Source organism: Litoreibacter arenae DSM 19593 (genome assembly GCF_000442275.2).
Classification (GTDB): Bacteria; Pseudomonadota; Alphaproteobacteria; order Rhodobacterales; family Rhodobacteraceae; genus Litoreibacter; species Litoreibacter arenae.
On the sequence record NZ_KE557312.1, the window covers coordinates 123,271 to 147,365 of the forward strand.

The window sequence follows — 24,095 nt, forward strand, 5'->3', positions numbered from 1 at the left end:
ACTTGGGATTGAACTTCTCAGCGAGAAATTGGGCCCATTCAACAAAAAAAGCCCGGCGGTGTGCCGGGCTTTCTCGTGTTCCTATCAGGCTGCTTTTGCGGGATCGAACCGGCCGTAGAAGCTTTGGTTCTTCTTTGCCATATCCTCCAACAGGTCGGGTGCCTTGAACCGTTCGCCGTATTTGTCGGCCAACGCATTCGTGGTTTCCGCCGCCCAAGGCGTGCCGACCATGTCGAGCCATGACAGCGGCCCGCCGGACCAAGGCGCAAAGCCCCAGCCCAGAATGGCGCCGACGTCACCTTCGCGGATGTCCATCAGCACATCTTCCTCAATGGCACGCACAGCCTCCAGCACCTGCGCGAACAACAGGCGGTTTTGCACCTCGATTAGGTCGGGTTGGTCGTCGGCCACGGGGTATTTGGCGGCGAGGCCATCCCACAGCAACTGGCGTTTGCCCTTGTCGTCATACTCGTAGAAGCCCGCGTTGGTCTTACGGCCCAAGCGACCCTCGTCGGCCATCCAGAACAACAGCTCGTCCACCGCGTCGTCATACGCGTCGCCCATGGCGGCCTTGGTGGCCTTGGCGATCTTTACACCCAAGTCGATAGAGGTCTCGTCCACCAGTTGCAGCGGCCCCAAAGGCATACCAACCAGTTTCGCCGCGTTCTCGATCAAAGCAGGCTTCACGCCTTCTTTGACCATGCGGATGCCCTCGTTGATGTAGGGGATGATGCAGCGGTTGGCGTAGAAGAACCGCGCGTCGTTGACCACAATCGGCGTTTTGCGAATCTGGCGCGTGAAGTCCAACGCCTTGGCCACCGCGCGGTCGCCCGTGCTTTTGCCCTTGATGATCTCGACCAGCATCATCTTCTCGACGGGCGAGAAGAAGTGGATGCCGATGAAATTCTCGGCGCTCTCGGAGGCTTTCGCCAGCTCGGTGATCGGCAGGGTCGAGGTGTTGGTGGCAAAGATGCAGTCTGGGCCGACCACGGCTTGCACCTTCTTGGTCACCTCGGCTTTGACGCCGACGTCCTCAAAAACGGCTTCCACGATCAAATCGCAGCCTTTCAGCGCGGCGTAATCGGTTGTCGCGGTGATCAGGGCCAGCGCGGCCTCTTTCTTCTCCGGCGTCGCTTTCTTGCGCGCGATGCCCTTGTCCATGTAGTCAGCGGTGTAGGCTTTGCCCTTGTCTGCCGACTCCTGCTTCGCGTCGATCAATATCACTTCGATGCCTGCCATGGCAGATACCAGCGCGATGCCAGCCCCCATCATGCCCGCGCCGATGATGCCGACCTTCTTGACCTTCTCGTCCGGCACGTCGGGGCGCACAGCACCTTTTTCCAGCGCTTCCTTGTTGATGAAAAGCGTTCGGATCATGTTGGCGGAGCTTGGGTTCAACAACACGTGGGTGAACCAGCGCGCCTCGATCTTCAGGGCGGTGTCGAACGGTACCATTGCACCTTCATAGACCGCAGACAGCAACGCTTTGGCGGCAGGGTAGACCCCTTTGGTATTGCCGTTGACCATAGCGGATGCGCCAACAAAGGTCATGAAGCCTGCGGGGTGATACGGCGCGCCGCCTGGCATTTTGTAGCCCTTCTCGTCCCATGGTTTCACAATCTTCGGCTCGGACAGAACCCATTCTTTCGCGGCAGACAACAGCTCGTCGGCAGGCACAACCTCGTGGACCAAACCAGCGGCCTTGGCCTTCTGCGGATTGGACAGCTTGCCTTCCAGCAGGAACGGCGAGGCGCCCATCGCGCCCAGCATACGGGTCACGCGGGTGGTGCCGCCCATGCCGGGGAAAATGCCGACCATGATTTCGGGAAGGCCGATCTTGGCCTTCGGATTGTCGGCCACGAAGATGCGGTGACACGCCAGCGGGATCTCGAAGCCAATGCCAAGGCCGGTGCCTTGCATGGCGCAGGCAATCGGCTTGCCGCCCTTGTTCTTGTCGTCCATGCCTCCGCGCTCGATCTTGCGCAGGACAGCATGGGTCGCCATCAGCCCGTCCATTAGGCCCTGCGCCGGGTTGTCGCCCGCGCTTTCCTTCATCTTCGCGATGATGTTGAGGTCCATCCCGCCCGCAAAGCTGTCCGGCTTGCCGGATGTGATGATGATGCCCTTGACGGCATCATCCGCCAGCGCCTGATCAACCAGCGCATCAAGGTCGTAAAACCCTTGCTGGTTCATCACGTTCATGGACTTTCCAACGGTGTCCCAAGTGATTGTCGCGACGCCGTCAGCGTCTGTTTTCATAGTGAAGTCAGTCATATCCCTAATCCTCAAACGCGTTCGATGATGGTGGCGGCACCCATGCCGGAGGCGACGCAGAGCGTGGCGAGGCCCACCTCTTTGTCCGCACGCTCCAGCTCGTCCAGCAGCGTGCCGATTATGATCGCGCCGGTGGCTCCCAGCGGGTGACCCATCGCAATTGAACCACCGTTCACATTGACCTTGCTGTCATCCACATCAAAGGCCTGCATGAAACGCAGCACAACGGAGGCGAACGCCTCATTGACCTCGAACAGGTCAATGTCGGAAATGCTCATGCCCGATTGCTTCATGATATGCTCGGTTACCGGAACCGGACCTGTCAGCATGATGGTCGGGTCCGTGCCGATCTTGGCCGTCGCACGGATGCGCGCGCGGGGCTTCAGCCCGTGTGCTTCACCGAACTCCTTGGAGCCGATCAGCACAGCAGCAGAGCCGTCCACGATGCCCGACGAGTTCCCCGCGTGATGGATGTGGTTGATCTTCTCCAGATGCGGGTACTTCATCAGCGCGACTTTATCGAAGCCCGGCATCACCTCGCCCATGGCTTGGAACGCAGGGTTCAGACCGCCGAGGCTCTGCATGTCGGTCTGGGGCCGCATGTATTCGTCATGGCTCAGGATTTCCAAACCGTTCTGGTCGCGGATCGTGATGATCGACTTGGCAAAACGATTGTCGTCCCACGCCGCTTTGGCACGGCGCTGGCTTTCGACACCCAAAGCGTCGGCCTGCTCGCGGGTGAAGCCATACTCGGTTGCGATGATGTCAGCCGAAATGCCCTGTGGCACAAAATAGGTCTCCATGGCAATCGAAGGGTCCACCGCAATCGCCGCCCCGTCAGAGCCCATGGCAACGCGGCCCATCATCTCCACGCCGCCCGCGATGTAGCCATCGCCCGCGCCGCCCTTGATCTGGTTGGCCGCAAGGTTCACAGCTTCCATGCCAGATGCGCAGAAACGGTTAATCGACAGACCAGGAATGCGCTGATCGAGCTCGGACGCCAAAACGGCAGTCCGCGCAAGGCAGCCGCCTTGCTCCATCACTTGCGTTGCGTTGCCCCAGATCACGTCCTCGACCGCGTGGCCCTCAAGGCCGTTGCGGTCTTTGATTGCGTTCAGGATGTTTGCAGACAGACGCGCCGCGGTCACCTCGTGCAAGCTGCCGTCTTTGCGGCCCTTGCCGCGCGGGCTGCGCACGGCGTCATAGATATAGGCTTCAGCCATAGGGAATATCCTCCATTAGATTCAGGACCCCGATCCAGGCCACAACGCTGCAAACCAGCGCCCCAACCCCGAACGGGAGTTTGTACGAGGCCAAGGCACCAAGCCGTTGGCCGAATTTCTGAGTTCGCAGCGCCAGCACGATGCCGCCTGCAATTGCGGGCAAAACCAGCCCCAAGCCGTAAACACCCGCCATCAGCAACATGCCGAAGGCGCACCACGCGGAAAACATCGCAGCGGCAGAGCCGAACTTGTCGAACGTGTCCTCCGCGCGGATCAGCGCAAGGGTGACGCCACACAGGGCCATGCCGATGATGAATGCTGCGAGGATCATATCTGACCCTCCAAGGCACTAGCCGCAGGAGCAGCCCCCACAGTCGCAGGACGCGCAGTCACAGCCACCAAAGCCGATATCCCCGTCACACGGATTGACATCGCAACCTTTGCTGGCCGCGGCTTTGCTTGCGCCCGTGCGGCCAAAACAGCCAAGCGGAGCGGAGCCGCATTCGCAGGCGCCAGCGCTACAGCAGTCGCATTTGTTGTACCATCTGTCGTCGCGGCGGCGGCGGTCCAACTCGGCGCGCTCGTCTTCGTCGAGCGGTGCCTGATTGCAGACGCAGTCCGCCTTGATGGCCATGTGTGCTGCGCGACAGTCCCGAAAACGCTGGCGGATGGCTGGCAGTGCCCGCCACAGCCCAAGAGCGCGGATCGCATGTTTGGTGTAGCCGGAACAGCCCGTGCCGCCATGACGCACCGCGTATGCGCAGCGGAAACCTTTGTTTGGCGACAGGTATTGCTGGTAGGCCCAGATGCCACCAAGGGCCATTTTGCTGAACATGACTTCTCCGTTTCTTGACGCGCATAATTGCGGTCAAGACAGCGGATATCCAGCAAAATGTTGGTGCGTGCGATCATGCAGGCAACGCCCGTTGCATCAAATCATAGGGGTGCTTCCAGCCCGGCGTTTCACTGATACGCGTCAACCATGCGTCAATATTCGGCCACTCGGCGCGGTCAAACCCGAACGGCTCCTCGTAGAACAGGTAGCCGCAGCAGGACAGATCCGCGACGGTCAGGCTGTCGCCTGCCACCCAGTCCCTCCCCGCTAGGTGGGCGTCCAGCACGCTGTAGGCCGCCTTCAGGCGCCCTTGCATGAACGCGATCACCTCATGCGGACGTTTATCTTCGGGCAGGAAGTGCATCAAAAACCGTGTCATGCCCGCCTGCGAGGACAGCTTGTGGTTGTCCCAAAGAACCCACCGCAGCACTTCGTATTTGTCCGCCGCAGTGCCACCCAGCTTGCCCGTTTGGTCCACAACAAATTGCTGGATCACACCGGATTGGGTCAGCGTCATATCGCCATCAACCAGCACCGGCACTTCGCCCATGGGGTTGATTGCCTTGAACGCGTCAGTGCGGGCCTCCCCTTTGAAGAAATCCACAAAGACCTGCTCGTAGTCGAACCCGGCCAGATCCATAGTCAGCGCCGCCTTGTAGGCATTGCCGCTTTCGCCAAAGCAGTAAAGTTTCGCTGTCATCGCCGGATCTCCCTTAACCCTGTGATTTCATCTTGGCAGAAATATTCCCGCCGGAGGCATCCAACCTCGCAAACCGCGCGCCGTTACTTTTTCCGCGCCTCCAGCTCGGAATTGAAGATCCGAAGGCGGTGGGTGAGGTTGCTTTCATCCGTCACGCTGCTGAAATTCTCGAACAGAAACGACAGTGCCTCGCCTTCGTCCAATCCCGCCTCCGCGCTGAACTTCTTCAACTTGCGCCATGCGTCTTCGGTCATAGCGATATTTACACGGCGGGTCAGTTTCAGGCGTTTGGGCATTGGCGTCTCCGAAAAATGGGTAGGGCGGGGTTTACCCCGCCGCCACCTTAGAAATTCGCCGCGTCGAGCGCCATAACCGTATCGGCCCCGCTCTCGATGCGGGCCAGATGCATGCCGGTCGCTGGCAGTTGGCGGGCCATGTAGTATTTGCCGGTCGCGATCTTGGTCTCGTAGAACGCCTTGTCCGATGCGCCGCCCTCCAGGGCATCCATCGCAGCTTTGCCCATCTTCGCCCACATCAGGCCAAGGCAGACATGGCCGAACATATGCATGAAGTCGTATGAGCCAGCCAAGGCATGGTTCGGGTTCTTCATGCCGTTCTGCATGAAGTACATGCCCGCGGCTTGCAGGTCTTTCGATGCGGCTTTCAATGGCTCAAGGAAAGCTTTGTCGTAGTCCTCGTTGCCAGCATTTTCCTTGATGAAGCTCTTCACCAGATCAAAGAACGCCATCACATGCTTGCCGCCGTCCTGCGCCAGCTTGCGGCCAACCAGATCGAGCGCTTGCACGCCATTGGCACCCTCATAGATCATCGCAATCCGGGCATCGCGGGCGAATTGGGACATGCCCCATTCTTCGATATAGCCGTGGCCGCCATAGACTTGCTGCGCCGCAACTGCATACTCAAAACCCTTGTCGGTCTGGAAGCCCTTGATAACGGGTGTCAGCAGCGAGATCAGGCCGTCAGCCGCCTCGTCGCCACCACGCACATGGCGGTCGATCAGATGCGCGCCCCAGAAGGTGAACGCGCGGGCTCCTTCCACAAAGGATTTCTGGTCCATCAGGTTGCGGCGAATGTCGGGGTGCACGATCAGTGGGTCGGCCGGTCCGTCAGGGTTTTCTGCACCGGTCACGGCACGTCCTTGCAGGCGGTCATTTGCGTAGATCACCGCGTTCTCGTAGGCGACGGCGGCTTGCGCGTAGCCTTGCAACCCCACACCCAGACGCGCTTCGTTCATCATCGTGAACATGGCACGCATGCCTTTGTGCTCGGTTCCCAGCAGGTAGCCGGTGGCCTCGTCATAGTTCATCACGCAGGTGGAGTTGCCGTGGATGCCCATCTTTTCCTCGATGGAGCCGACGGACACGCCGTTGCGCGCGCCAAGCGAGCCGTCTTCATTCACAAGGAACTTCGGAACGATGAACAGCGACACGCCCTTGATGCCTTCCGGCCCACCTTCGATTTTGCCCAGCACCAGATGGATGATGTTGTCGGCCAGATCATGCTCGCCCGCCGAGATGAAGATCTTCTGGCCGGTGATTTTGTAGCTTCCGTCGTCCTGCGGCGCGGCTTTGGTGCGCATCAGGCCCAGATCGGTGCCGCAATGCGGCTCGGTCAGGTTCATGGTGCCGGTCCATTCGCAGCTGACCATTTTGGGCAGATACGTGGCTTTCTGCTCGTCCGTGCCATGGGCGTGGATGGCGGAATAGGCGCCGTGGGTCAGGCCCTGATACATGTTGAACGCCATGTTGGCCGAGACCATCATCTCGCCCACCGCGGTGCCCATGATATACGGCATGCCTTGGCCGCCATATTCAGGGTCGCAATCCAGCGCGGTCCAGCCGCCTTCTTTCATCTGCTCGAAGGCTTCCTTGAAACCTGTAGGCGTGCGGACGACCCCGTTTTCCAACACGCAGCCCTCTTTGTCGCCCACCACGTTCAGCGGCTGCAACACTTCGGACGAGATTTTGCCCGCCTCTTCCAGAATGGCGGAGGTGAAATCGGCCTCCAATTCGTCATAGCCGGGGATGTCCTGTTCGGTCACTTTCAGGACGTCATGGAGAACGAATTGCATGTCTTTTACTGGAGCGGTGTAGCTGGGCATGTGTGTCTCTCTGCGAAAGTTGGAATTCGGGGTTAGCTGTTTGCTGCCTTTGGCATGTGGAGCGATGCGATCATCTTCTCGCCCCAGTTCAGTTGAGCCGTCAGCTCTTCAATGGCTTCATTTAGCTCGTCGCGCTGCTTGATCATGTCAGACAGACGCTTCTGGCCGACTTCATAGGTCAGCGCCAACTGCGTCGCCTGCTGGTCGCCAATGTTGTACAGGTCCAGAAGCTGGCGGATTTCCTCCAGCGAGAACCCGAAGCGCTTGCCGCGCAGGATCAGCTTCAGCCGGGCGCGGTCACGTTTGGTGAATAGTCGGCGCTGGCCTTCCCTGATCGGGAACAGCAGCTCCTTGGCTTCGTAGAAACGCAAGGTGCGCGGGGTGACCCCGAAAGCATCGCACATTTCTCGAATGGTCATGGTTTCCTCAGTCATTGTGGTGTCCTCCACTTCGCGGTTTCGATGTGATGGACATGGTTGGTCGTCCCCTCACCTTACAAGCATTGTTGACGTTAACGTAAATGTAACGTGGCGTCAGAGGCAGGGTGACGTAATGTAAGGAAAGGTAAGGGTCGGTTTCGCGCAATTTTCGAAAAGCCAAAGCGCTTTGAATTTTGACGAAAGTGGCGCAAATTTCCCCGCAACCTTCTTAAAATAAGGGGTGCGCATGATTTCGTGTGGCTGGGTCAGAGCCCCTTGGCGACCTGATCGCGCAAGGCCCGAAGTTCCGCGATTGACTCGTCAATCTGCTTTCGTCTGTTGTCGAGTTCGCCAAGTTGCTGGTCTGCCAGTTTGATCCACGCCTCCATTTGCACGCGGTTTTCCGGGTCGGCATCATAGAGGTCCAGCCATTGCCGGATGTCTTCCAGTGAGAACCCGAACTTTCGGCCACGCATGATCAGCTTCATCCGTGCCACCTCGCGCGGGTGGTAATACCGGGCGCGGCCATCGCGCTCGGGGCTGAGCAACTCAATATACTCGTAATAGCGAAGCGTGCGGGGCGTCACATCGAACTCAGCGCACATTTCCTTGAAAGTGAGGCGATTGTCAGATGCCATGACTATGACCCATTCCCTTGAAACAAGTGGCGATGGGGTTACCATCGCATAGCTGTCCGCGCCAATCCAGCCGCCTTTGCTACCAAATTTTCCACCTTGCCGGTACGCCGTCTCTTGGATCGGCTGATGAAAGCTGCCACAGATGTGGCCATGACCAGCAAGACAGACCGCACCAAGCTCGCCCGCCAGTTCATCGAAGCCATTCCCCATTCCCGCGCCTTGGGGATGGAGCTGGAGGAGATCGGCGAGGGCATCGCCATCATCTCCATGCCTTATGACGAACGTTTCGTCGGCAACCCCTCAACGGGTGTTATTCACGGCGGCGCGGTGTCGGCGTTGATGGATACCTGCGGCGGGGCGGCGGTGATGTCGCATCCTGATGCGCCGGTCGGCACGGCCACGATTGACCTGCGCATCGACTACATGCGCGCCGCGACACCCGGCCAGCGCATCCGCGCACGCGCGGAATGCTATCACGTTACCCGCGCCGTGGCCTTTGTGAGGGCGACAGCCTTGGACGACGACGATGACAACCCCGTCGCCGCCGCGACAGGGGCGTTCACGTTCCAGCGTGCCAAGGAGGCCTGAACCATGCGCAAACCCGAACCCGTTCAGGTTATCAAGACCCGCCGCGACGCCGCCTTGCGCCGTCTGGTGCAAAGCGTGCCCTATATCCAGTATCTGGGCGTGCAGTTCGACCGACGCGGCGACGAGCTGACCGCCGTTTTGCCCTACCGCGAAGACCTGATCGGCAATCCGCTGCTGCCAGCCATCCATGGCGGCGTTACCGCCGCGTTTCTGGAGATCACCTCGATCATCGAGCTGACATGGTCCTCCCAATGGTCCGACATGGAGGAGGGCAAGCTAAACGGCGACACCCTGCCACCGATGCCCAAGACCATCGACTTCACCGTAGACTACCTGCGCACCGGCCTGCCGCGCGACGCCTATGCACGCGCACGGGTGAACCGCTCCGGTCGGCGCTACGCCTCGGTGCATGTCGAGGCATGGCAGGACAACCACGACCGCATTTTCGCGCAAGCCACAGGCCATTTCCTGATGCCACCCCGCGAAGATGGCTGACAACCTGACGCATCGGCGCGTCCTGAAGATCGCCATTCCCATCGTTATCTCCAACGCCACCGTCCCCATTCTGGGGGCGGTCGATACCGGCGTGGTTGGCCAGATGGGGCTGGCTGCTCCCATCGGCGCAGTCGGGATCGGGGCGATCATTTTGTCCGGGCTCTACTGGCTGTTCGGCTTTCTGCGCATGGGGACAGCCGGGCTGACCGCGCAGGCGCACGGGGCAGGGCAGACGGGCGAAGTTTCGGCCATGCTGTCGCGCTCGCTGATGATCGGCGTCGCGGCGGGGCTGGTCATCATGTCTTTGCAAATCCCGCTTTTCTGGGGCGCGTTCAAGCTTTCACCCGCCAGCCCCGAGGTCGAAAGCCTCGCCCGGGACTACATGAGCATCCGCGTCTTCTCCGCACCAGCGGCGATTGCGATATACGGCATCACCGGCTGGCTGATTGCGTTGGAACGAACCCGTGCGGTGCTCGTCATGCAGGTGTGGATGAACGGGCTGAATATCGTGCTCGACTTGGTGTTTGTCCTGCAACTCGGCTGGGGCGTCGAGGGCGTGGCCTTCGCAACCTTTCTTGCAGAATGGTCCGGCCTGGCGTTGGGTTTGTGGCTGTGTCGCGATGCGTTTGCCTCGCCCGCTTGGAAAGACTGGCCGCGCGTGTTTGATCGGACAAGGCTCAAGCGCATGGCGGCGGTCAACACAGACATCATGGTGCGTTCTGTCCTCCTGCAAGCCGCCTTCATCTCTTTTTTGTTCTTCGGTGCGGATTTCGGCGACGTGACACTGGCCGCCAACCAGATCCTGCTGCAATTTCTGCACATCACCGCCTATGCGCTTGACGGCTTCGCCTTCGCGGCAGAGGCGCTGGTCGGTCAGGCCTTCGGCGCACGCAACCGGCTGCGGTTGCGGCGTGGCGCCTATCTGGCGTCTTTCTGGGGGCTGATTGTCACCATCGGACTGGCGTTGTCATTTGCGGTGTTCGGCGGCACGATCATCGACATCATGACCACAGCGCCCGAGGTCCAGACCGAGGCGCGAACCTATCTTATCTACATGATATTCGCCCCGGTGGTCGGCGTGGCGGCATGGATGCTGGACGGAGTCTTCATCGGTGCGACCCGCACCCGCGACATGCGCAACATGATGGCAGTGTCCTTCGCCGTCTATGCCGTGTCGCTGGCGGTTCTGATGCCGTTTCTGGGCAATCACGGGTTGTGGCTGAGCCTGCTGATTATGTTCGTGGCCCGTGGGGTAACTTTGGGTCTGAAATACCCCGCACTGGAGGCGGAAGCCGCCTAGAGCCAGTCGCCGCGTCCGGTGCCAACTGCGTCTGCGACCGTTGCAAACCCGTCGCGTTCCAGCAATGCGTCCAGTCCCGTGGCGATCTCGCCTGCCAATGACAACCCGCCATAAACCATCGCTGTATATATCTGCACTGCCGAGGCTCCGGCACGGATCTTGGCATAGGCCTGCTCCGCAGACCCGACGCCGCCGACGCCAACCAGCGGCACTTTCCCGTCCAGCAGTTCCGACAGGCGTGCCAGAACACGCGTGCTTTTCTCGAACAAGGGCTGGCCGGACAATCCGCCCGCTTCGTTCTTATGGGGAGATTTCAGTCCGTCGCGCGACAGTGTGGTATTGGTCGCGATAATTCCCGCAAGGCCCGCCTCAAGCGCGACTTCAGCGATTTCGGCCAGCGCGTCGTCGTCCAGATCAGGGGCGATTTTCAGGAACACCGGGATCGCTGTCCGTAACTCGGACCGCGCCTCCATCACGCCCGCCAGAAGCGCCGACAGGGCCGCGCGCCCCTGAAGATCGCGTAGCTTCTCCGTGTTGGGCGAGGACACATTGACGGTCGCAAAATCCACATGTGGCCCGCAGTGGCGCAGGACGGTCGCAAAATCCTTCGCGCGGTCCTTGCTGTCCTTGTTCGCCCCTAGGTTGAGACCGACCGGCACGCCGACCACGCGCGACCGAAGGCGCTTGGCGATCACGTCCATGCCCTCATTATTGAAGCCGAAACGGTTGATTGCCGCTTGGTCCTCGGTCAGCCGGAAAAGACGTGGCTTCGGGTTGCCGGGCTGCGGACGCGGGGTAGCGGCTCCGACTTCGATGAAGCCGAACCCCGCCTGTGCCAGCGGGCCGACCACTTCGGCGTTCTTGTCGAAGCCTGCCGCGAGGCCGACGGGGTTGGCTAGCTCCATTCCGGCAAGCGACGTCTTCAAACGGGGCGTACGCACGGGGCCGTTTCCGGTGCCCAAGCCTAACTTCAAGGCGCCGATTGCCAGCCCGTGAGCACGCTCCGGGTCAACGCGGTGCATGCCCGCAAGCACCAGACGTTCCAACATTCTCATATCCAGATCGGGGTGAAGCCGGACGGGTGGTCCGAATCCTTCAGCGGCTTGTACCAAACCACATCGTCAGTCGTCAGAGCGCGATAAAGATGCGGAAACAGCGAGTTGCCGCGTGACACTTCCCATTTTAGATCGCCCCCCAGTGAGTCGGCTTCAACTGCCAATAGCGTCAGGCCGCTTTCACCCGCGAAATGCTTGGCAAGAGTGCTGGCAACCTGATCGCCAGTCGACAAATGAACATAGCCGTCGGCGACATCAATCGGTGCCCCTTGCGTTTCGCCGTTTTTGAGCAGATCGGCAAACTCGTGCTCTCGGAATATCTTGTAAATCAGCATGCCGCCCACATGCCCGCTGCCTGTCGGCTGGTCAAGTCATAGAGCGTCCCGAAGATGACGTTGCGCAATCCTGCGACTGGCCTTTGACTCCGCGCGGCAATAGCGCCACTCTGGTTTCAGTTATTCAATTGGGGGACCAACCAAATGCTCAAGACCCTTCTCGCAAGCGCTGCCGCGCTGACCCTGACATCAGGGATCGCCGCAGCCGACTATTCGCTGACTATCCTGCACACAAACGACTTCCACGCCCGGTTCGAGCCTATCAGCAAGTACGACTCCGGCTGCTCTGCCGAGGACAACACCGCGGGCGAGTGTTTCGGCGGCTGGGCGCGTCTGGTGAATGTCGTCAAAGACGCGCGGTCACGCTCCAATAACGCCATTCTTGTGGATGGCGGTGACCAGTTCCAGGGCACGCTGTTCTACACCTACTACAAAGGCAAGGTCGCGGCCGAGATGATGAACGGCCTGCAATATGATGCCATGACCGTCGGCAACCATGAATTCGACGACGGCCCGGAAGTTCTGGCCGGCTTCATGGATTCGGTCGAATTCCCGGTCCTCATGTCCAACGCCGATGTGTCCGGCGAGCCTGCGCTGGCCGACAAGCTGATGAAGTCCACAGTGATCGAGCGCGGCGGCGAAAAGCTGGGCCTGATCGGCCTGACGCCGCAAGACACGCCTGATCTCGCGTCGCCCGGCAAGAACATCATCTTCACCGATCCGTCCGAGGCAGTGCAGGGTGAGGTCGACAAACTGACCGAGCAGGGTGTGAACAAGATCATCGTGCTCAGCCATTCCGGCTTCGAGGTCGACAAAGTGATTGCCGCCAACACAACCGGCGTTGATGTCATTGTAGGTGGCCACTCGAACACGCTGTTGTCCAACACGCAGGAAAACGCCGTTGACATTTATCCAGTCACGGTCGGCGATACGGCTATCGTACAGGCCTATGCTTACGGCAAGTTTCTGGGCGAGTTGAACGTGACCTTCGATGATGAGGGGAAAGTGATGGAAGCACAGGGCGAGCCGCTGCTGATCGACGGCAAGGTTGTCGAGGACGATGCCATCGTTGCGCGTGTGTCCGAGCTTGCACAACCACTGGATGAAATCCGCAACGAGGTCGTGGCCGAGGCGGCTGACGCCATTGTCGGCGACCGCGACGTCTGCCGCGTCGAGGAATGCTCGATGGGCAACCTGATCGCCGATGCCATGCTCGATCGCGTCAAGGATCAGGGCGTGACGATCGCATTCGCCAACTCCGGCGGCATCCGCGCATCCATCGACGCGGGCGAGGTGACCATGGGCGAGGTGCTGACCGTGTTGCCGTTCCAGAACACGCTATCCACGTTCGAGGTATCGGGCCAGACGGTGATCGACGCTCTGGAGAATGGCGTAAGCCAGGTCGAAGAGGTAAAGGGCCGCTTCCCGCAGGTGGCAGGGCTGCAATTCAGCTGGGACCCATCCGTCGCACCGAACGAGGGCCGCATTCAGGATGTCTCGGTGAAGGAGGGTGACGCATGGGTGCCAATCGACCCGGAGGCCACCTATAAGCTGGTCTCTAACAACTTCGTGCGCGGCGGCGGTGACGGCTTCAGCATGTTCACGACAGCGCAAAACGCCTATGATTTCGGGCCTGACGTCGCGGACGTACTGGCTGAGTACATGGCCGAAACGGGGCCGGTTAAGCCCTACACTGACGGTCGTATCGTCAAGAAATGATAGCAGGCGCGGCGGATACTGTCCGCCGCATTTGCCCCAAACCAATGCGGCACGCCAGTCAAAGTCTTGAGCGTGACTTGCTAATGGCGACAGGGACCATCACTGTGCAAACGAAAAAAGCCCCGCCGTGTCTGGCGGGGCTTTTTTTGCATGACTTATGAGAAGATCATTCCTGAACAGGATTGTCGCCATCACCGGCGCCGGACAGCTCGAAGCACTCTGGCGCTTCGCCCGTTTCGGGCGATCCGAAAGCGCCTTTATATTCCGCATTGTAGCTCGACTCGAAGCACAAAGCCATCTCTGCGCCGACAAGCACCGAGACCACTTGCCCTGGCTGAATGGGCCCGGTCGTCCAGGTGCCGTCGATCGCTGTCGCGTCATGGACGGTATCTTCTTCGTTGCGGATGAAAACTGTCTCACCAGCCGCGGCCAAAACCATCGGAGGGAAGAAAACGCCACCTTTGATGTCAACGCGCCGCTCGTCCATCGGATCGATGACTCCGACATCACCTTCGCCGACATCGCCGGTTGCACCGGCCATTCCGGCTGACAAGGCTACAGCACATGCTGCACAGCTCACTACAAATTTACGCATGGTTCAATTCCTCACGGGTTACCTGTCGGCGACCTCTCGCCAAATATCTGGGGTCAGTTAATGACAAATGAATTGGGCGATTCTTGGGCACTAGTCCCGTTGTTTGGAAACAGCTCGTTGCCAATTCCAAGACAAAGGCAAGCGGCTTACGCCTGCTCGTAAGGTGTCAGTCGGCCCCAGTCGAACTCCACACCAATACCAGGTGTGTCCGGTGCGACCGCCAGATGATCCTCGATCACCACGGGCCGTTTCGTATATTGCTCAATAGGAAACGAGTGCATCTCGATCCAGCCCGCATTGGGTTGGGCGGCCACAAGGCTCACATGCAACTCCTGCATCCCGTGCGAGCAGGGCGGTATTCCATGCTCGCGACACAGCGCCGCCACCTGACGCCAACCGGTAATCCCGCCGCAGTTGGAGGCGTCTGGCTGCAGATAACTCAACCTGGCATCCGCCACGGCATACTCGAACTCATGGATCGTGTGCAGGTTCTCCCCCATCGCCAGCGGTATCCCTGTCGCCTCGGCAATGCGGCCAAAGCCCTTGTAGTCGTCGGGGATCGTCGGCTCCTCGAACCACATCAGGTCAAAGGGCTTGAAGGCAAGCGCCGCCTCAATCGCCTGCTCCAACGTCATCGAGTAGTTGGCATCGACCGCAAACCCTATATCCGGTCCGATCATCTCCCGAACCGCGCTGATGCGCTCCAAATCTTCGGTCAGCGTCGGTTGCCCGATCTTGATCTTCACCGCATTCAATCCGCGATCCAGAAAGGCCTGAACGCTGTCCAACAGCTTGGGCAGCGGGAACCCCAGGTCAATCCCGCCGCCATAGGCGCGGCACCGGTCCGACGCGCCACCCGCCATTTGCCAAAGCGGCGCGCCACGCGCCTTGCCGCGCAAATCCCACAATGCAATATCCACGGCGGAAATGGCGAAGGACGCAATCCCGCCCCGCGCCACGTAATGAACATGCCACTGCATCGCGTCATATAGTGCCTCGACCTCGCTCGCATCTTGCCCCATCAAATACGGCGCCAGGTCGTCACGGATCATCGCCGCAATCGCCGTGCCACCTTTGCCGCCGGTATAGGTGTATCCGGTCCCTTCCGAGCCATTCTCCAACCGCACGGTTGCCGTTACAAGCTGGAAGAAGTGGTGATCGCCATGCTTGGCATCCACCAGAACCTCGTCCAGAGGTATGTGGAACAACCGCACTTCGACCGCCGCAATCTTCATGCTTCTTTTTTCCTCAGATACCTCGGGGGTTTGGGGGCAGAGCCCCCATCAAAAAATGTCGGGCCGAAGGCTCATTGACCTCACAGATGCGCACATTCCGGCACAGGCGTCTTCACCGTCCCGTCCGCTTTCCACTGCAACAGGTTGTCCACAGTCAGCGCCCCCATCGCCGCCCGCGTCTCATGCGTGGCAGAGCCGACATGCGGCAGCAACACCGTCCGGTCCGACGCCTTCAGCGCGTCCGGTATATGCGGCTCCCGCTCGAACACGTCCAATCCGGCCATCCCCAACTTGCCGCTGTCCAAGGCCGCGATCAACGCATCCTCATCCACGACCGAGCCGCGTGAGACGTTGATCAACATGCCCTCCGGCCCCAACGCCTCCAGCACATCCTTGTTCACGATCTTGTTCGTCGACGCCCCGCCCGGTGTGATGCAGACCAGCACGTCGCAGGCCCGCGCCATCTCCACCAGATCAGCGTAGTAGGTATAGGGCACGTCTTTCCTGGTGCGGGTGTGATACACGATTTCCGGGTTGAACACGAATAGCCGGTCCGCGATCTCCTGCCCGATACGGCCCAAGCCAAGAATGCCGATCGTCTTGCCATCGGGCGAGGTCGACAGCGGCGCGTTGCCCTTTGCCTCCCAATCCCCCGACCGCGCCCACGCTTCGTCATGCCGGAAGTTGCGCAGACCTGCCAGCAGCAGCAGCAGCGTGGTATTCGCCACCTCGCCGTTCAGCACATTCGGCGTGTGCGACACCTTGATGCCCCGCGCCACGCAGGTATCCGTGTCGACCGCGTCATAGCCGACGCCATAACCCGAAACGACCTTCAGGTTGGGCAGAGCCTCCATCACATGCGCTGGAACCCCGTCATGCCCGTTGGTCATGACCGCCTCGACGCCCGCGCCATGCGTGGCGGCCCACGCGTCGAAATCGTCGATCTCCGACAGCACATGCACGGTGAATTCCGCATCCAGCCGCGCGCGCATCTCGGCGGTGGCCCCGCCGATCTGCAACAGTTCCGGCTGGCTCACGCGTCTTCGCCCACGGTCTGGCGCTGCGTGCCCAGGCCTTCAATGGTTAGCTCCATCACGTCGCCCTTTTTCAGATATACCGGCTCCGGCTTGATCCCCATGCCCACACCCGGCGGCGTGCCTGTGGTGATCACGTCACCCGGATAGAGCGTCATCAGGCCGGACAGATGCTCGATGATCTGCGCCACTGTGAAGATCATCGTGTTGGTATTTCCGGTCTGCATCCGCTTCCCGTTCACGTCCAGCGACATGGCAAGGTTCTGCACGTCGTCTACCTCGTCTCTGGTCACCAGCCACGGCCCTGTCGGCCCGAAGGTGTCGCAGGATTTGCCCTTGGTCCACTGGCCGGTCAGCTGCGTTTGAAAGTGCCGCTCGGATACGTCGTTGACCACGCAGTAGCCCGCCACATAGTCCAGCGCATTGGCCTCAGAGACGTATTTGCACTGCTTGCCAATGACCACACCCAGCTCGACCTCCCAATCCGTATGGGTGGAGCCGCGAGGCATGATCACGTCGTCATTCGGCCCGACGATGGCAGAGTTCGCCTTGAAGAACAGGATCGGATGCTCGGGGATCGCAGCGCCGGTTTCTGCCGCGTGGTCCGAGTAATTCAGCCCGATGCACAAAAACTTGCCGATATTGCCGACGCAGGCCCCAAGGCGCGGGTTGCCTTTGACCTCGGGCAGGTGGTCAGGCTTCACCTTGCTCAGCGCATGTAGCACCGCGTCCCCCAGATGTGCGCCGTCGATATCCTTCACATGGCCGCTCAGATCACGCAGCACACCATCGGCATCAATCATACCGGGTTTTTCGTCGCCTTTTTTTCCGTATCGAACCAGTTTCATCTCGCATCTCCCTTAATGGTTGTCGCGCGGCATGTATTTGCGCGCGATGTCTTGGTATTTCGTGGCACCTTCCAGCGTCATTCCCTCCGAGAACGGACGGACCATGGCACGGAAAATCTCCTGCCAAGGGGTCTGGCTGTCCGGCACCTCGATGGAGCCGTTCACCAGTTTCTCCGCGCGGCGCTTTAACTCGGCATCATCCACCAGCATATCAGCCGTGCATTTACGCAGATCAATCCGCACACGGTCGCCGGTCTGCACCAAGGCCAATCCGCCACCATCCGCCGCCTCGGGCGATGCGTTCAGGATCGACGGCGACCCCGACGTTCCCGATTGCCGCCCGTCACCGACACAGGGCAGGGCATGTATCCCCTTTTTCAAAAGGTAGGATGGTGGCCGCATATTCACCACCTCCGCGCCGCCCGGATAGCCCTTCGGTCCCGCACCGCGCATGATCAGGATGCAATGCTCGTCAACGCCAAGGCTCACGTCGTCGATCTTGTGGTGGAAATCCTCCGGCCCGTCGAACACAATGGCGCGGCCCTCGAAGGCGTCAGGATCATCAGGGTCGGACAGATACCGTGTGCGGAACTCTTCGGAAATCACGCTGGTCTTCATGATCGCGCTGTCGAAAAGGTTGCCCTTCAGATTGATGAAGCCCGCATCCTTCAACATCGGCGCGTCAATCGAATAGATCACGTCGTCATTGCCGGATAGCATCCCGCCGCAATTCTCCGCCATGGTCTTGCCATTGGCGGTCACCGCGTCCGGATGAGGCAACAGCCCCGCCCTCAACAACTCGCCAATCACCGCAGGCACGCCGCCCGCGCGGTGATAATCCTCGCCCAGATATTTGCCCGCGGGTTGCAAGTTTACCAGCAACGGCACCTTATGTCCGATGCCCTGCCAGTCGTCGTTTGTTAGCTCTATACCTAAGTGTTTTGCCACCCCGTTCAGATGGATCGGTGCGTTGGTTGATCCGCCAATGGCCGAGTTGATAACAATAGCGTTTTCAAAGGCTTCGCGGGTCATGATGTCAGACGGCCTTAGGTCTTCATGCACCATCTCGACGATGCGTTGACCGGTGTGGTAGCTGATCTGCCCCCGCTCGCGGTAAGGCGCAGGGATCGCCGCAGAGCCCGGCAATTGCATTCCCAAAGCCTCCGCCAAGGAGTTCATCGTCGTGGCCGTCCCCATGGTGTTGCAGTACCCGACAGAGGGCGTTGAGGACGCCACCAGATCCATAAACCCGTCATCGTCGATTTTCCCCGCCGCCTGCATCTCGCGGGCCTTCCAAACGATGGTGCCGGAACCCGTGCGCTCGCCATTGAACCAGCCGTTCAGCATCGGGCCCACACTCAGGGCAATCGCAGGTATGTTCACTGTCGCCGCCGCCATCAGCAGGGCAGGGGTGGTCTTGTCGCATCCGATATTCAGCACGACGCCATCGATCGGATAGCCGAACAGCGTCTCCACCAAAGACAGATATGCAAGGTTCCGGTCCAGCATAGCGGTAGGCCGCTTGCCGGTCTCCTGAATGGGATGCACCGGTATCTCGATCACCGTCCCGCCCGCCGCAATCACCCCGTCGCGCACCCGCTTGGTCAGCTCGATATGGTGGCGGTTACACGGCGACAAATCGGACCCCGTCTGCGCAATCCCGATAATCGGCTTGCCCGATTGCAACTCTTCACGGGTCAGCCCGTAGTTCAGATACCGCTCCAGATAAAGCGCGGTCATTTCCTGATTGTCAGGGTTGTTGAACCACTTCTGCGATCTCAGCTTCGACTTATCCGCCATCTTCACATCCCGTTAAGGTTAACGCGCGCCGCCCGTGGCAACACCCTTGTTTCCATTTGGTCAAAAATACTCAAATTCCCGACCCTAGCCGGACCACCCGCCGTCGATGATATGCGGCTGACCCGTCGTGAACCCGCTCTCGTCGCTGGCCAGATAAACAACCAGCGCCGCGATCTCGTCCGCCGTCGCGATCCGTCCCATCGGCTGGCGCGCCACGAACTGCTTTTTCGCTTCCTCATAGCCACCCACTTGCTTGCCCAAGGCGTGCAGCCGGTCCTCAAGCGACGGGCTTTCTACCGTGCCCGGGCAGATGCAATTGCACCGGATGCCCTTCGTGATGTAGTCCACCGCCACCGACTTGGTCATCCCGATCACCGCCGCTTTTGTGGTGCCATAAATGAACCGGTTCGGCGCCCCGATGATCGACGAGCACGCGCTTGACATATTCACGATCGAGCCGCCGCCCCGCTCCAGCATCCCCGGCAGCGCCGCTTGGATCATCCGCCACATGGCCCGCACGTTCAGGTCGAACGCAAAGTCCCATTCCGCGTCCGTCGCGTCCAGAACGGTCCCGTGATGCACGAACCCCGCGCAGTTGAACAACACGTCCGGATTAGCCCGCGCCACGCCGTCTTTCACCGATGCGGCATCACGCACATCCAGCACGAAAGTTTCCACGTTGTCATGTATCAAATCCGCCAGCGCATCCGCGTTCACATCGGTGGCAAAAACCTTTGCCCCCTCGTCGGCCATCGCCAGCGCCGAGGCGCGTCCGATCCCCTGCGCCGCGGCAGTCACAATAACACGCTTCCCTGCAAGTCTTTGACGTTCCAAGTTAAATCCCCCAAAATCGAATGCTTCTCCGACGCCGGTTCAGGCAGATAACCTTGCGTCATACGTCAATGCCTAGAACCAAATTTAGCGGGCTTCAATGCTTTTCACGGCTAAGGCCTTGGCCTACTGTTATCGCAAACAACAAATTACGGCTTCCACGGGGACATTCATGCAAAACCAGAAAATCACCCTTCTCGGCACCGGCCTCATGGGCGCTCCGATGGCGCGAAACATCGCCAAGGCCGGGTTCACCCTCGCGGTCTGGAACCGCTCCCGCAACAAGGCAGAGCCTCTGGCCGGGGTCGGTGCCACCGTGCATGACATGGTCGCAGATGCGGTCGCGGGCGCCGACATCGTGATCTCCATGCTGGCCGACGGTATCGTCGTCGGCAGCCTCGTCAACAATCCCGCCGTGACCGGCGCGATGAAGCCGGGCGCGCTCTGGATCGACATGTCCTCCGCCAAACCGGAAGAGGCCCGTGCGCAAGCCGCGCATCTGGCGAAGCTCGGTTTCCAGCACCTCGATGCCCCGGTCTCCGGCGGCACCAAAGGCGCGGAGGCCGGCACGCTCGCCATCATGGCGGGTGGCGACGCGGATGCGTTCAGCCGCGCCGAGCCTGTCCTGAGAGCCATGGGCCGCCCCGTGCATGTGGGCCCCACCGGCTCCGGCCAACTGTCCAAGCTCGCCAATCAAGCCATCGTCGCAGTCACCATCGCGGCCGTCGCGGAGGCCATGTTGCTCGTCGAAAAAGGCGGCGCTGATCCCGCCGCCGTCCGCGCCGCGCTCAAAGGCGGCTTTGCCGACAGCACCATCCTGCAACAGCACGGCGCGCGGATGACCGAAGGCAATTTCACGCCCGGCGGTCTGTCCAAATTCCAACTCAAGGACCTCGACAACCTGCTCAACGAGAGCGGCCAGCTTGGCCTGAAACTCCCCGTCTCCGAGATGACCCGCGACCGCTTCGCTGATTTCGTCGAGAACATGGACGGCGCCGACAAGGACCATTCCGGCCTCTATCTCGAACTCCTGAAGCGCAACGGGCTCAGCGCATGAGGGCCCTTATCCTCGGCGGTGGCGGCATGGTCGGCCAGAAGCTGGCCCGCCATCTCGCGGCAAACGGATTGAACGGCCAACAGGTCGACATCACCCTGCACGACATCGCCTTCCCGCCGGACGCCATCGCCGGTGCCACGCAGATCAAAGGTTCCATCGCCGATGCAGGCACGCCGGAAGCGCTCGCCAAAACCAAGCCGGACGTGATCTTCCACCTCGCCTCCATCGTCTCGGGCGAGGCCGAGGCCGATTTCGCCAAAGGCTGGGCCATCAACATGCACCCCACATGGGCACTGCTCGAAGCGCTCAGGGCCGAGCATGAGGCGGACCCGGGCTACCGCCCGCGCATCGTCTTCACGTCCTCCATCGCCGTGTTCGGCGGGCCATATCCCGACAAAATCAGCGACGACTTCCTGTCCGCGCCGCAAACCAGCTACGGGGCGCAAAAGTCGATCTGCGAAACGCTGATCTCCGACTTCTCGCGCAAAGGTTACGTCGACGGTATCTCCATCCGCCTGCCCACGATCTGTGTGCGCCCCGGCAAGCCCAACGCCGCCGCGTCTTCGTTCTTTTCCGGCATCATCCGCGAGCCGCTGAACGGGCAGGAGGCCATTCTACCGGTGGCCGATACCACCCGCCACTGGCATGCCAGCCCGCGCTCCGCGACCGGCTTCCTGACCCATGCCGCTACACTCGACACCGAAAAGCTGCAAGGTCGTCGAGCCCTAAACCTTCCCGGCGTCAGCTGCACCGTGGCTGAGCAAATCGAGGCCCTGCGCGACCTTGCAGGTAATGACGTGGTCAAGCTCATCAAGCCGCAACCCGATCCCGTCATCGAAAAAATCGTCGAAGGCTGGCCGCGCAACTTCGCATCAGACCGCGCCACAGCACTCGGCTTCAAAGCCGAATCCAGCTTCAAGCAAATCATCCAAGTCTACCTCGACGACGATTTTCCAAAGCACTAAACGACTTCTTTTTTCCAAAAAATACCTCGGGGGTCGTTATTGTTGCGCCATTGGTCCGAGAGACAATGGCGACGGCAGAGCCCCAACCAATAATCTCGTGCCGAAGGCACCTTCAGGTCACGCCGATCAGGTTCCGCGCCAGATGGTCGTGGATATGCTGGCGGCACAACGCTTCGTCCCGCGCCAAAGCCGCGTCCAGAATGGCGCGATGCTCTTTCACGTTGTCGCCGTAGTAGCCGTAATTGCTGGCGCGTGACACGAGTTGCTGGCGGAATTGGTCGTAGATCGTCTTGTAAGTTTCGCGCAGCAGGGGCGAGTTGCAGGCCGATATCAGCGTGTCGTGGAATTCCCATTCCGCGTTGGACCATAGCGGCAATACAGGTTCCACCGTTCCGCTGCGCCGGACCTCGCTTTCGATATGGCTCAGCTTGTGATGGGCGGCGGACAGCCGGGCCTCCCATTCGATGTCGCCATGGCGCATAGACAGGCTGGCCCCTTCCTGTTCCAGCAGGATGCGGAACTGGGTCAGGTCGTGCTGACGCTCCGGCGAGGTGCGGCGGGCGCGAAACCCGCGCTGCTCTTCGAACGCCACCAGACCGACCGTGGACAACCTGAACAGCACTTCGCGGATGGTGTTGGCAGAGCAGCCGTAGATCTGGCGCAACTCCTCGGACTTCAGCTTTTCCCCATGGTCGAACTGGGCGGTGACCAGCTTGCGGTGCAGGTCGTCATAGATGTCCGGCGTGTCCATTTTCACGGATGTGTCTGGCATTCGCATCTCCTGCCTGCAGGGCCCGGTCGCGCGTCAGCAAAGCGGCTAACCAAAATCTGGTAGCATAATAAATTTTGAAATTACAAGATAATCTCAAAATTATAAGAAAAAAAGAATTTATGTTGGCAGGTCCGGTTTCGATTGCTACGCTTTCCGGACGCAGGGTCACTGCGGGGGAATCCCCGTCTGACCCGCCAAGCGAAAACGAGATTAATCGTCTGGGAGGACATCATGAAGTTTATGAAAACCGCTGCAAGCTCTGTCGCGGCTGTAGCTCTGCTCACCACCGGCGTGCTGGCACAGGACGCAGTCACCAAGCTGCGCATCCAAACCCACTACGCGCCAGAATCGCTCTCCGGCAAGAACGCTGCCGCGTTCATCGACGACATCCAGACCATGTCGAACGGCGAGATCGAGGTGGAGATGTTCTACTCCTCCTCGGTGGTCAAGTCGGTGGAAACCTTCGACGCGGCGGCCACGGGTATTCTTGATTGCGACATGACCGGTGGCGCCTACCAGACCGGCAAAAACCCCGCGTTCCAGTTCGTGGGCGACATCATGGGCGGCTATGACACGCCTTACCAACAGCTGTCATGGCTCCTGCTCGGCGGCGGCATGGAAGATGCCCAAAAGCTCTACAACCAGTATGACATGCAGCTTGTCGGCTGGTGGGTCGTGGGTCAGGAGGCCATGTCCTCGACCAAACCGATCCGCAATGCCGAGGACTTCAAGGACTGGAAATTCCGCTCGCCCCCCGGCATGGAAACCAAGATTTTCGACAAGCTCGGTGCCTCGCCGATCGTGATGGATTTCACCGAAATCTTCACCGCGCTGGAAACCGGTATCATCGACGGGGCCGATGCCTCGATCCTGGCCAACAACAAGTCCATGGGGCTTTACGACATCGCCAAGCACGCCACTTTCCCCGGCTTCCACTCAATGCCGTCGGATCATCTGGCTTGCAACAAGGCCGTGTGGGACGCCATGCCCGACCATCACCGCCGGATCATGGAAGTCGCGATGGAAAAGCTGGCCTTGCGTCAGGGTATCGCGGGTGACGTAGCCAACGCGCAGGCGGCAAACGAGCTGCGTGCCGAAGGCGTGTCGATCTACGACTGGTCGCCTGAGGACCGTGCGAAGTTCAAGGCCGCAGCGCAGGAAACCTGGCCCGAGTTCGCCACCACTCCGGAAGCCCAGGCGTTGGTGGAAAGCCATCTCGCCTTCCTGAAGGAAATCGGTGTGATCTCCGAATAAG

The 24,095-nt window shown here is 60.3% G+C and carries 25 protein-coding genes; 7 read left to right on the plus strand and 18 right to left on the minus strand.

Annotation, left to right across the window (positions count from 1 at the left end; all coding sequences use genetic code 11):
• Positions 1-84: 84 nt before the first annotated feature.
• From THALAR_RS10750 to THALAR_RS10790, 9 genes are all read right to left on the minus strand, one after another.
• Positions 85-2,274, minus strand: coding sequence for a 3-hydroxyacyl-CoA dehydrogenase NAD-binding domain-containing protein (locus tag THALAR_RS10750; protein ID WP_021101582.1), 2,190 nt, complete (start codon positions 2,272-2,274; stop codon positions 85-87).
• Positions 2,275-2,285: 11 nt separating this feature from the next.
• Positions 2,286-3,497 carry an acetyl-CoA C-acetyltransferase gene (locus tag THALAR_RS10755; protein WP_021101583.1) on the minus strand — a complete coding sequence of 404 codons (1,212 nt, stop codon included), beginning with the start codon at positions 3,495-3,497 and terminating at the stop codon, positions 2,286-2,288.
• Entirely contained in the window at positions 3,490-3,828 is a 339-nt protein-coding gene (locus tag THALAR_RS10760) for a hypothetical protein (protein ID WP_021101584.1), read from the minus strand. The genes THALAR_RS10755 and THALAR_RS10760 overlap by 8 nt, the downstream gene beginning before the upstream one ends.
• 18 nt (positions 3,829-3,846) lie before the next feature.
• Positions 3,847-4,332, minus strand: coding sequence for a membrane protein insertion efficiency factor YidD (yidD, locus tag THALAR_RS10765; protein ID WP_021101585.1), 486 nt, complete (start codon positions 4,330-4,332; stop codon positions 3,847-3,849).
• A gap of 73 nt (positions 4,333-4,405) precedes the next feature.
• Entirely contained in the window at positions 4,406-5,032 is a 627-nt protein-coding gene (locus THALAR_RS10770; protein WP_021101586.1) for a glutathione S-transferase family protein, read from the minus strand.
• 83 nt (positions 5,033-5,115) lie between these two features.
• Positions 5,116-5,328: a hypothetical protein gene (locus THALAR_RS10775; protein WP_021101587.1), complete on the minus strand. Its 213-nt coding sequence runs from the start codon at positions 5,326-5,328 to the stop codon at positions 5,116-5,118.
• 47 nt (positions 5,329-5,375) lie between these two features.
• Positions 5,376-7,154: an acyl-CoA dehydrogenase C-terminal domain-containing protein gene (locus tag THALAR_RS10780; protein ID WP_021101588.1), complete on the minus strand. Its 1,779-nt coding sequence runs from the start codon at positions 7,152-7,154 to the stop codon at positions 5,376-5,378.
• A gap of 32 nt (positions 7,155-7,186) precedes the next feature.
• Positions 7,187-7,588: a MerR family transcriptional regulator gene (locus THALAR_RS10785; protein WP_021101589.1), complete on the minus strand. Its 402-nt coding sequence runs from the start codon at positions 7,586-7,588 to the stop codon at positions 7,187-7,189.
• 251 nt (positions 7,589-7,839) lie between these two features.
• Positions 7,840-8,211 carry a MerR family transcriptional regulator gene (locus THALAR_RS10790; protein ID WP_021101590.1) on the minus strand — a complete coding sequence of 124 codons (372 nt, stop codon included), beginning with the start codon at positions 8,209-8,211 and terminating at the stop codon, positions 7,840-7,842.
• A gap of 126 nt (positions 8,212-8,337) precedes the next feature.
• On the opposite strand from THALAR_RS10790, the gene THALAR_RS10795 reads away from it, so the two are divergent.
• The 3 genes from THALAR_RS10795 to THALAR_RS10805 are packed head-to-tail and all read left to right on the plus strand — an operon-like array spanning position 8,338 to position 10,594.
• Positions 8,338-8,799, plus strand: a complete 462-nt coding sequence (locus THALAR_RS10795) for a PaaI family thioesterase (protein ID WP_021101591.1) — start codon at positions 8,338-8,340, stop codon at positions 8,797-8,799.
• A 3-nt stretch (positions 8,800-8,802) separates the two neighbouring features.
• Positions 8,803-9,294 (plus strand): PaaI family thioesterase, encoded by a 492-nt coding sequence (locus tag THALAR_RS10800; protein WP_021101592.1) that lies wholly within the window; start codon positions 8,803-8,805, stop codon positions 9,292-9,294.
• Positions 9,287-10,594: an MATE family efflux transporter gene (locus THALAR_RS10805; protein ID WP_021101593.1), complete on the plus strand. Its 1,308-nt coding sequence runs from the start codon at positions 9,287-9,289 to the stop codon at positions 10,592-10,594. The genes THALAR_RS10800 and THALAR_RS10805 overlap by 8 nt, the downstream gene beginning before the upstream one ends.
• On the opposite strand, the gene THALAR_RS10810 is transcribed toward THALAR_RS10805, so the two are convergent.
• Positions 10,591-11,649: a quinone-dependent dihydroorotate dehydrogenase gene (locus tag THALAR_RS10810; protein WP_040818402.1), complete on the minus strand. Its 1,059-nt coding sequence runs from the start codon at positions 11,647-11,649 to the stop codon at positions 10,591-10,593. The genes THALAR_RS10805 and THALAR_RS10810 overlap by 4 nt on opposite strands.
• Positions 11,646-11,984, minus strand: coding sequence for a DUF952 domain-containing protein (locus THALAR_RS10815; protein ID WP_040818517.1), 339 nt, complete (start codon positions 11,982-11,984; stop codon positions 11,646-11,648). Before THALAR_RS10815 ends, THALAR_RS10810 begins: the two co-directional genes overlap by 4 nt.
• Positions 11,985-12,128: 144 nt before the next feature.
• Between THALAR_RS10815 and THALAR_RS10820 the strand changes: the two genes are divergently transcribed.
• Positions 12,129-13,703 carry a bifunctional metallophosphatase/5'-nucleotidase gene (locus THALAR_RS10820; RefSeq protein WP_021101596.1) on the plus strand — a complete coding sequence of 525 codons (1,575 nt, stop codon included), beginning with the start codon at positions 12,129-12,131 and terminating at the stop codon, positions 13,701-13,703.
• A gap of 166 nt (positions 13,704-13,869) precedes the next feature.
• Here THALAR_RS10820 and THALAR_RS10825 read toward each other — a convergent pair whose 3' ends face one another.
• The 6 genes from THALAR_RS10825 to THALAR_RS10850 form a co-directional block, all read right to left on the minus strand.
• Complete coding sequence (locus tag THALAR_RS10825; protein ID WP_154666796.1) at positions 13,870-14,298, minus strand: cupredoxin domain-containing protein; 429 nt, start codon at positions 14,296-14,298, stop codon at positions 13,870-13,872.
• Positions 14,299-14,444: 146 nt separating this feature from the next.
• Positions 14,445-15,533: a mandelate racemase/muconate lactonizing enzyme family protein gene (locus tag THALAR_RS10830; RefSeq protein ID WP_021101598.1), complete on the minus strand. Its 1,089-nt coding sequence runs from the start codon at positions 15,531-15,533 to the stop codon at positions 14,445-14,447.
• Between the two features lie 80 nt (positions 15,534-15,613).
• A complete protein-coding gene (locus tag THALAR_RS10835; RefSeq protein ID WP_021101599.1) occupies positions 15,614-16,570 on the minus strand; it encodes a 2-hydroxyacid dehydrogenase in 957 nt (318 codons plus the stop codon).
• Positions 16,567-17,415: a fumarylacetoacetate hydrolase family protein gene (locus tag THALAR_RS10840; protein WP_021101600.1), complete on the minus strand. Its 849-nt coding sequence runs from the start codon at positions 17,413-17,415 to the stop codon at positions 16,567-16,569. Before THALAR_RS10840 ends, THALAR_RS10835 begins: the two co-directional genes overlap by 4 nt.
• 12 nt (positions 17,416-17,427) lie before the next feature.
• Positions 17,428-19,215 (minus strand): IlvD/Edd family dehydratase, encoded by a 1,788-nt coding sequence (locus tag THALAR_RS10845; protein WP_021101601.1) that lies wholly within the window; start codon positions 19,213-19,215, stop codon positions 17,428-17,430.
• A gap of 84 nt (positions 19,216-19,299) precedes the next feature.
• Positions 19,300-20,049 carry an SDR family oxidoreductase gene (locus tag THALAR_RS10850; protein WP_040818404.1) on the minus strand — a complete coding sequence of 250 codons (750 nt, stop codon included), beginning with the start codon at positions 20,047-20,049 and terminating at the stop codon, positions 19,300-19,302.
• Positions 20,050-20,146: 97 nt separating this feature from the next.
• Between THALAR_RS10850 and THALAR_RS10855 the strand changes: the two genes are divergently transcribed.
• Both THALAR_RS10855 and denD read left to right on the plus strand, forming a co-directional pair.
• Positions 20,147-21,103: an NAD(P)-dependent oxidoreductase gene (locus THALAR_RS10855; protein ID WP_154666797.1), complete on the plus strand. Its 957-nt coding sequence runs from the start codon at positions 20,147-20,149 to the stop codon at positions 21,101-21,103.
• Positions 21,100-22,068 (plus strand): D-erythronate dehydrogenase, encoded by a 969-nt coding sequence (gene denD / locus THALAR_RS10860; protein WP_021101604.1) that lies wholly within the window; start codon positions 21,100-21,102, stop codon positions 22,066-22,068. The genes THALAR_RS10855 and denD overlap by 4 nt, the downstream gene beginning before the upstream one ends.
• A 112-nt stretch (positions 22,069-22,180) precedes the next feature.
• Here denD and THALAR_RS10865 read toward each other — a convergent pair whose 3' ends face one another.
• Positions 22,181-22,840: a GntR family transcriptional regulator gene (locus tag THALAR_RS10865; RefSeq protein WP_021101605.1), complete on the minus strand. Its 660-nt coding sequence runs from the start codon at positions 22,838-22,840 to the stop codon at positions 22,181-22,183.
• A gap of 231 nt (positions 22,841-23,071) precedes the next feature.
• On the opposite strand from THALAR_RS10865, the gene THALAR_RS10870 reads away from it, so the two are divergent.
• Positions 23,072-24,094: a TRAP transporter substrate-binding protein gene (locus THALAR_RS10870; RefSeq protein ID WP_021101606.1), complete on the plus strand. Its 1,023-nt coding sequence runs from the start codon at positions 23,072-23,074 to the stop codon at positions 24,092-24,094.
• The last annotated feature ends 1 nt before the right edge of the window (position 24,095 follow it).

What these genes read in the sequence shown, in the direction of transcription:
- THALAR_RS10805 (WP_021101593.1), top strand. Translation starts at nt 9,287, where the DNA reads ATGGCTGACAACCTGACGCATCGGCGCGTCCTGAAGATCGCCATTCCC.
- THALAR_RS10870 (WP_021101606.1), top strand. Translation starts at nt 23,072, where the DNA reads ATGAAGTTTATGAAAACCGCTGCAAGCTCTGTCGCGGCTGTAGCTCTG.
- THALAR_RS10795 (WP_021101591.1), top strand. Translation starts at nt 8,338, where the DNA reads ATGAAAGCTGCCACAGATGTGGCCATGACCAGCAAGACAGACCGCACC.
- THALAR_RS10855 (WP_154666797.1), top strand. Translation starts at nt 20,147, where the DNA reads ATGCTTTTCACGGCTAAGGCCTTGGCCTACTGTTATCGCAAACAACAA.
- THALAR_RS10840 (WP_021101600.1), bottom strand. Translation starts at nt 17,415, where the DNA reads ATGAAACTGGTTCGATACGGAAAAAAAGGCGACGAAAAACCCGGTATG.
- yidD (WP_021101585.1), bottom strand. Translation starts at nt 4,332, where the DNA reads ATGTTCAGCAAAATGGCCCTTGGTGGCATCTGGGCCTACCAGCAATAC.
- THALAR_RS10825 (WP_154666796.1), bottom strand. Translation starts at nt 14,298, where the DNA reads ATGCGTAAATTTGTAGTGAGCTGTGCAGCATGTGCTGTAGCCTTGTCA.
- THALAR_RS10785 (WP_021101589.1), bottom strand. Translation starts at nt 7,588, where the DNA reads ATGACTGAGGAAACCATGACCATTCGAGAAATGTGCGATGCTTTCGGG.
- THALAR_RS10800 (WP_021101592.1), top strand. Translation starts at nt 8,803, where the DNA reads ATGCGCAAACCCGAACCCGTTCAGGTTATCAAGACCCGCCGCGACGCC.
- THALAR_RS10790 (WP_021101590.1), bottom strand. Translation starts at nt 8,211, where the DNA reads ATGGCATCTGACAATCGCCTCACTTTCAAGGAAATGTGCGCTGAGTTC.
- THALAR_RS10820 (WP_021101596.1), top strand. Translation starts at nt 12,129, where the DNA reads ATGCTCAAGACCCTTCTCGCAAGCGCTGCCGCGCTGACCCTGACATCA.
- denD (WP_021101604.1), top strand. Translation starts at nt 21,100, where the DNA reads ATGAGGGCCCTTATCCTCGGCGGTGGCGGCATGGTCGGCCAGAAGCTG.
- THALAR_RS10810 (WP_040818402.1), bottom strand. Translation starts at nt 11,649, where the DNA reads ATGAGAATGTTGGAACGTCTGGTGCTTGCGGGCATGCACCGCGTTGAC.
- THALAR_RS10780 (WP_021101588.1), bottom strand. Translation starts at nt 7,154, where the DNA reads ATGCCCAGCTACACCGCTCCAGTAAAAGACATGCAATTCGTTCTCCAT.
- THALAR_RS10770 (WP_021101586.1), bottom strand. Translation starts at nt 5,032, where the DNA reads ATGACAGCGAAACTTTACTGCTTTGGCGAAAGCGGCAATGCCTACAAG.
- THALAR_RS10815 (WP_040818517.1), bottom strand. Translation starts at nt 11,984, where the DNA reads ATGCTGATTTACAAGATATTCCGAGAGCACGAGTTTGCCGATCTGCTC.
- THALAR_RS10750 (WP_021101582.1), bottom strand. Translation starts at nt 2,274, where the DNA reads ATGACTGACTTCACTATGAAAACAGACGCTGACGGCGTCGCGACAATC.
- THALAR_RS10865 (WP_021101605.1), bottom strand. Translation starts at nt 22,840, where the DNA reads ATGCCAGACACATCCGTGAAAATGGACACGCCGGACATCTATGACGAC.
- THALAR_RS10755 (WP_021101583.1), bottom strand. Translation starts at nt 3,497, where the DNA reads ATGGCTGAAGCCTATATCTATGACGCCGTGCGCAGCCCGCGCGGCAAG.
- THALAR_RS10760 (WP_021101584.1), bottom strand. Translation starts at nt 3,828, where the DNA reads ATGATCCTCGCAGCATTCATCATCGGCATGGCCCTGTGTGGCGTCACC.
- THALAR_RS10830 (WP_021101598.1), bottom strand. Translation starts at nt 15,533, where the DNA reads ATGAAGATTGCGGCGGTCGAAGTGCGGTTGTTCCACATACCTCTGGAC.
- THALAR_RS10775 (WP_021101587.1), bottom strand. Translation starts at nt 5,328, where the DNA reads ATGCCCAAACGCCTGAAACTGACCCGCCGTGTAAATATCGCTATGACC.
- THALAR_RS10845 (WP_021101601.1), bottom strand. Translation starts at nt 19,215, where the DNA reads ATGGCGGATAAGTCGAAGCTGAGATCGCAGAAGTGGTTCAACAACCCT.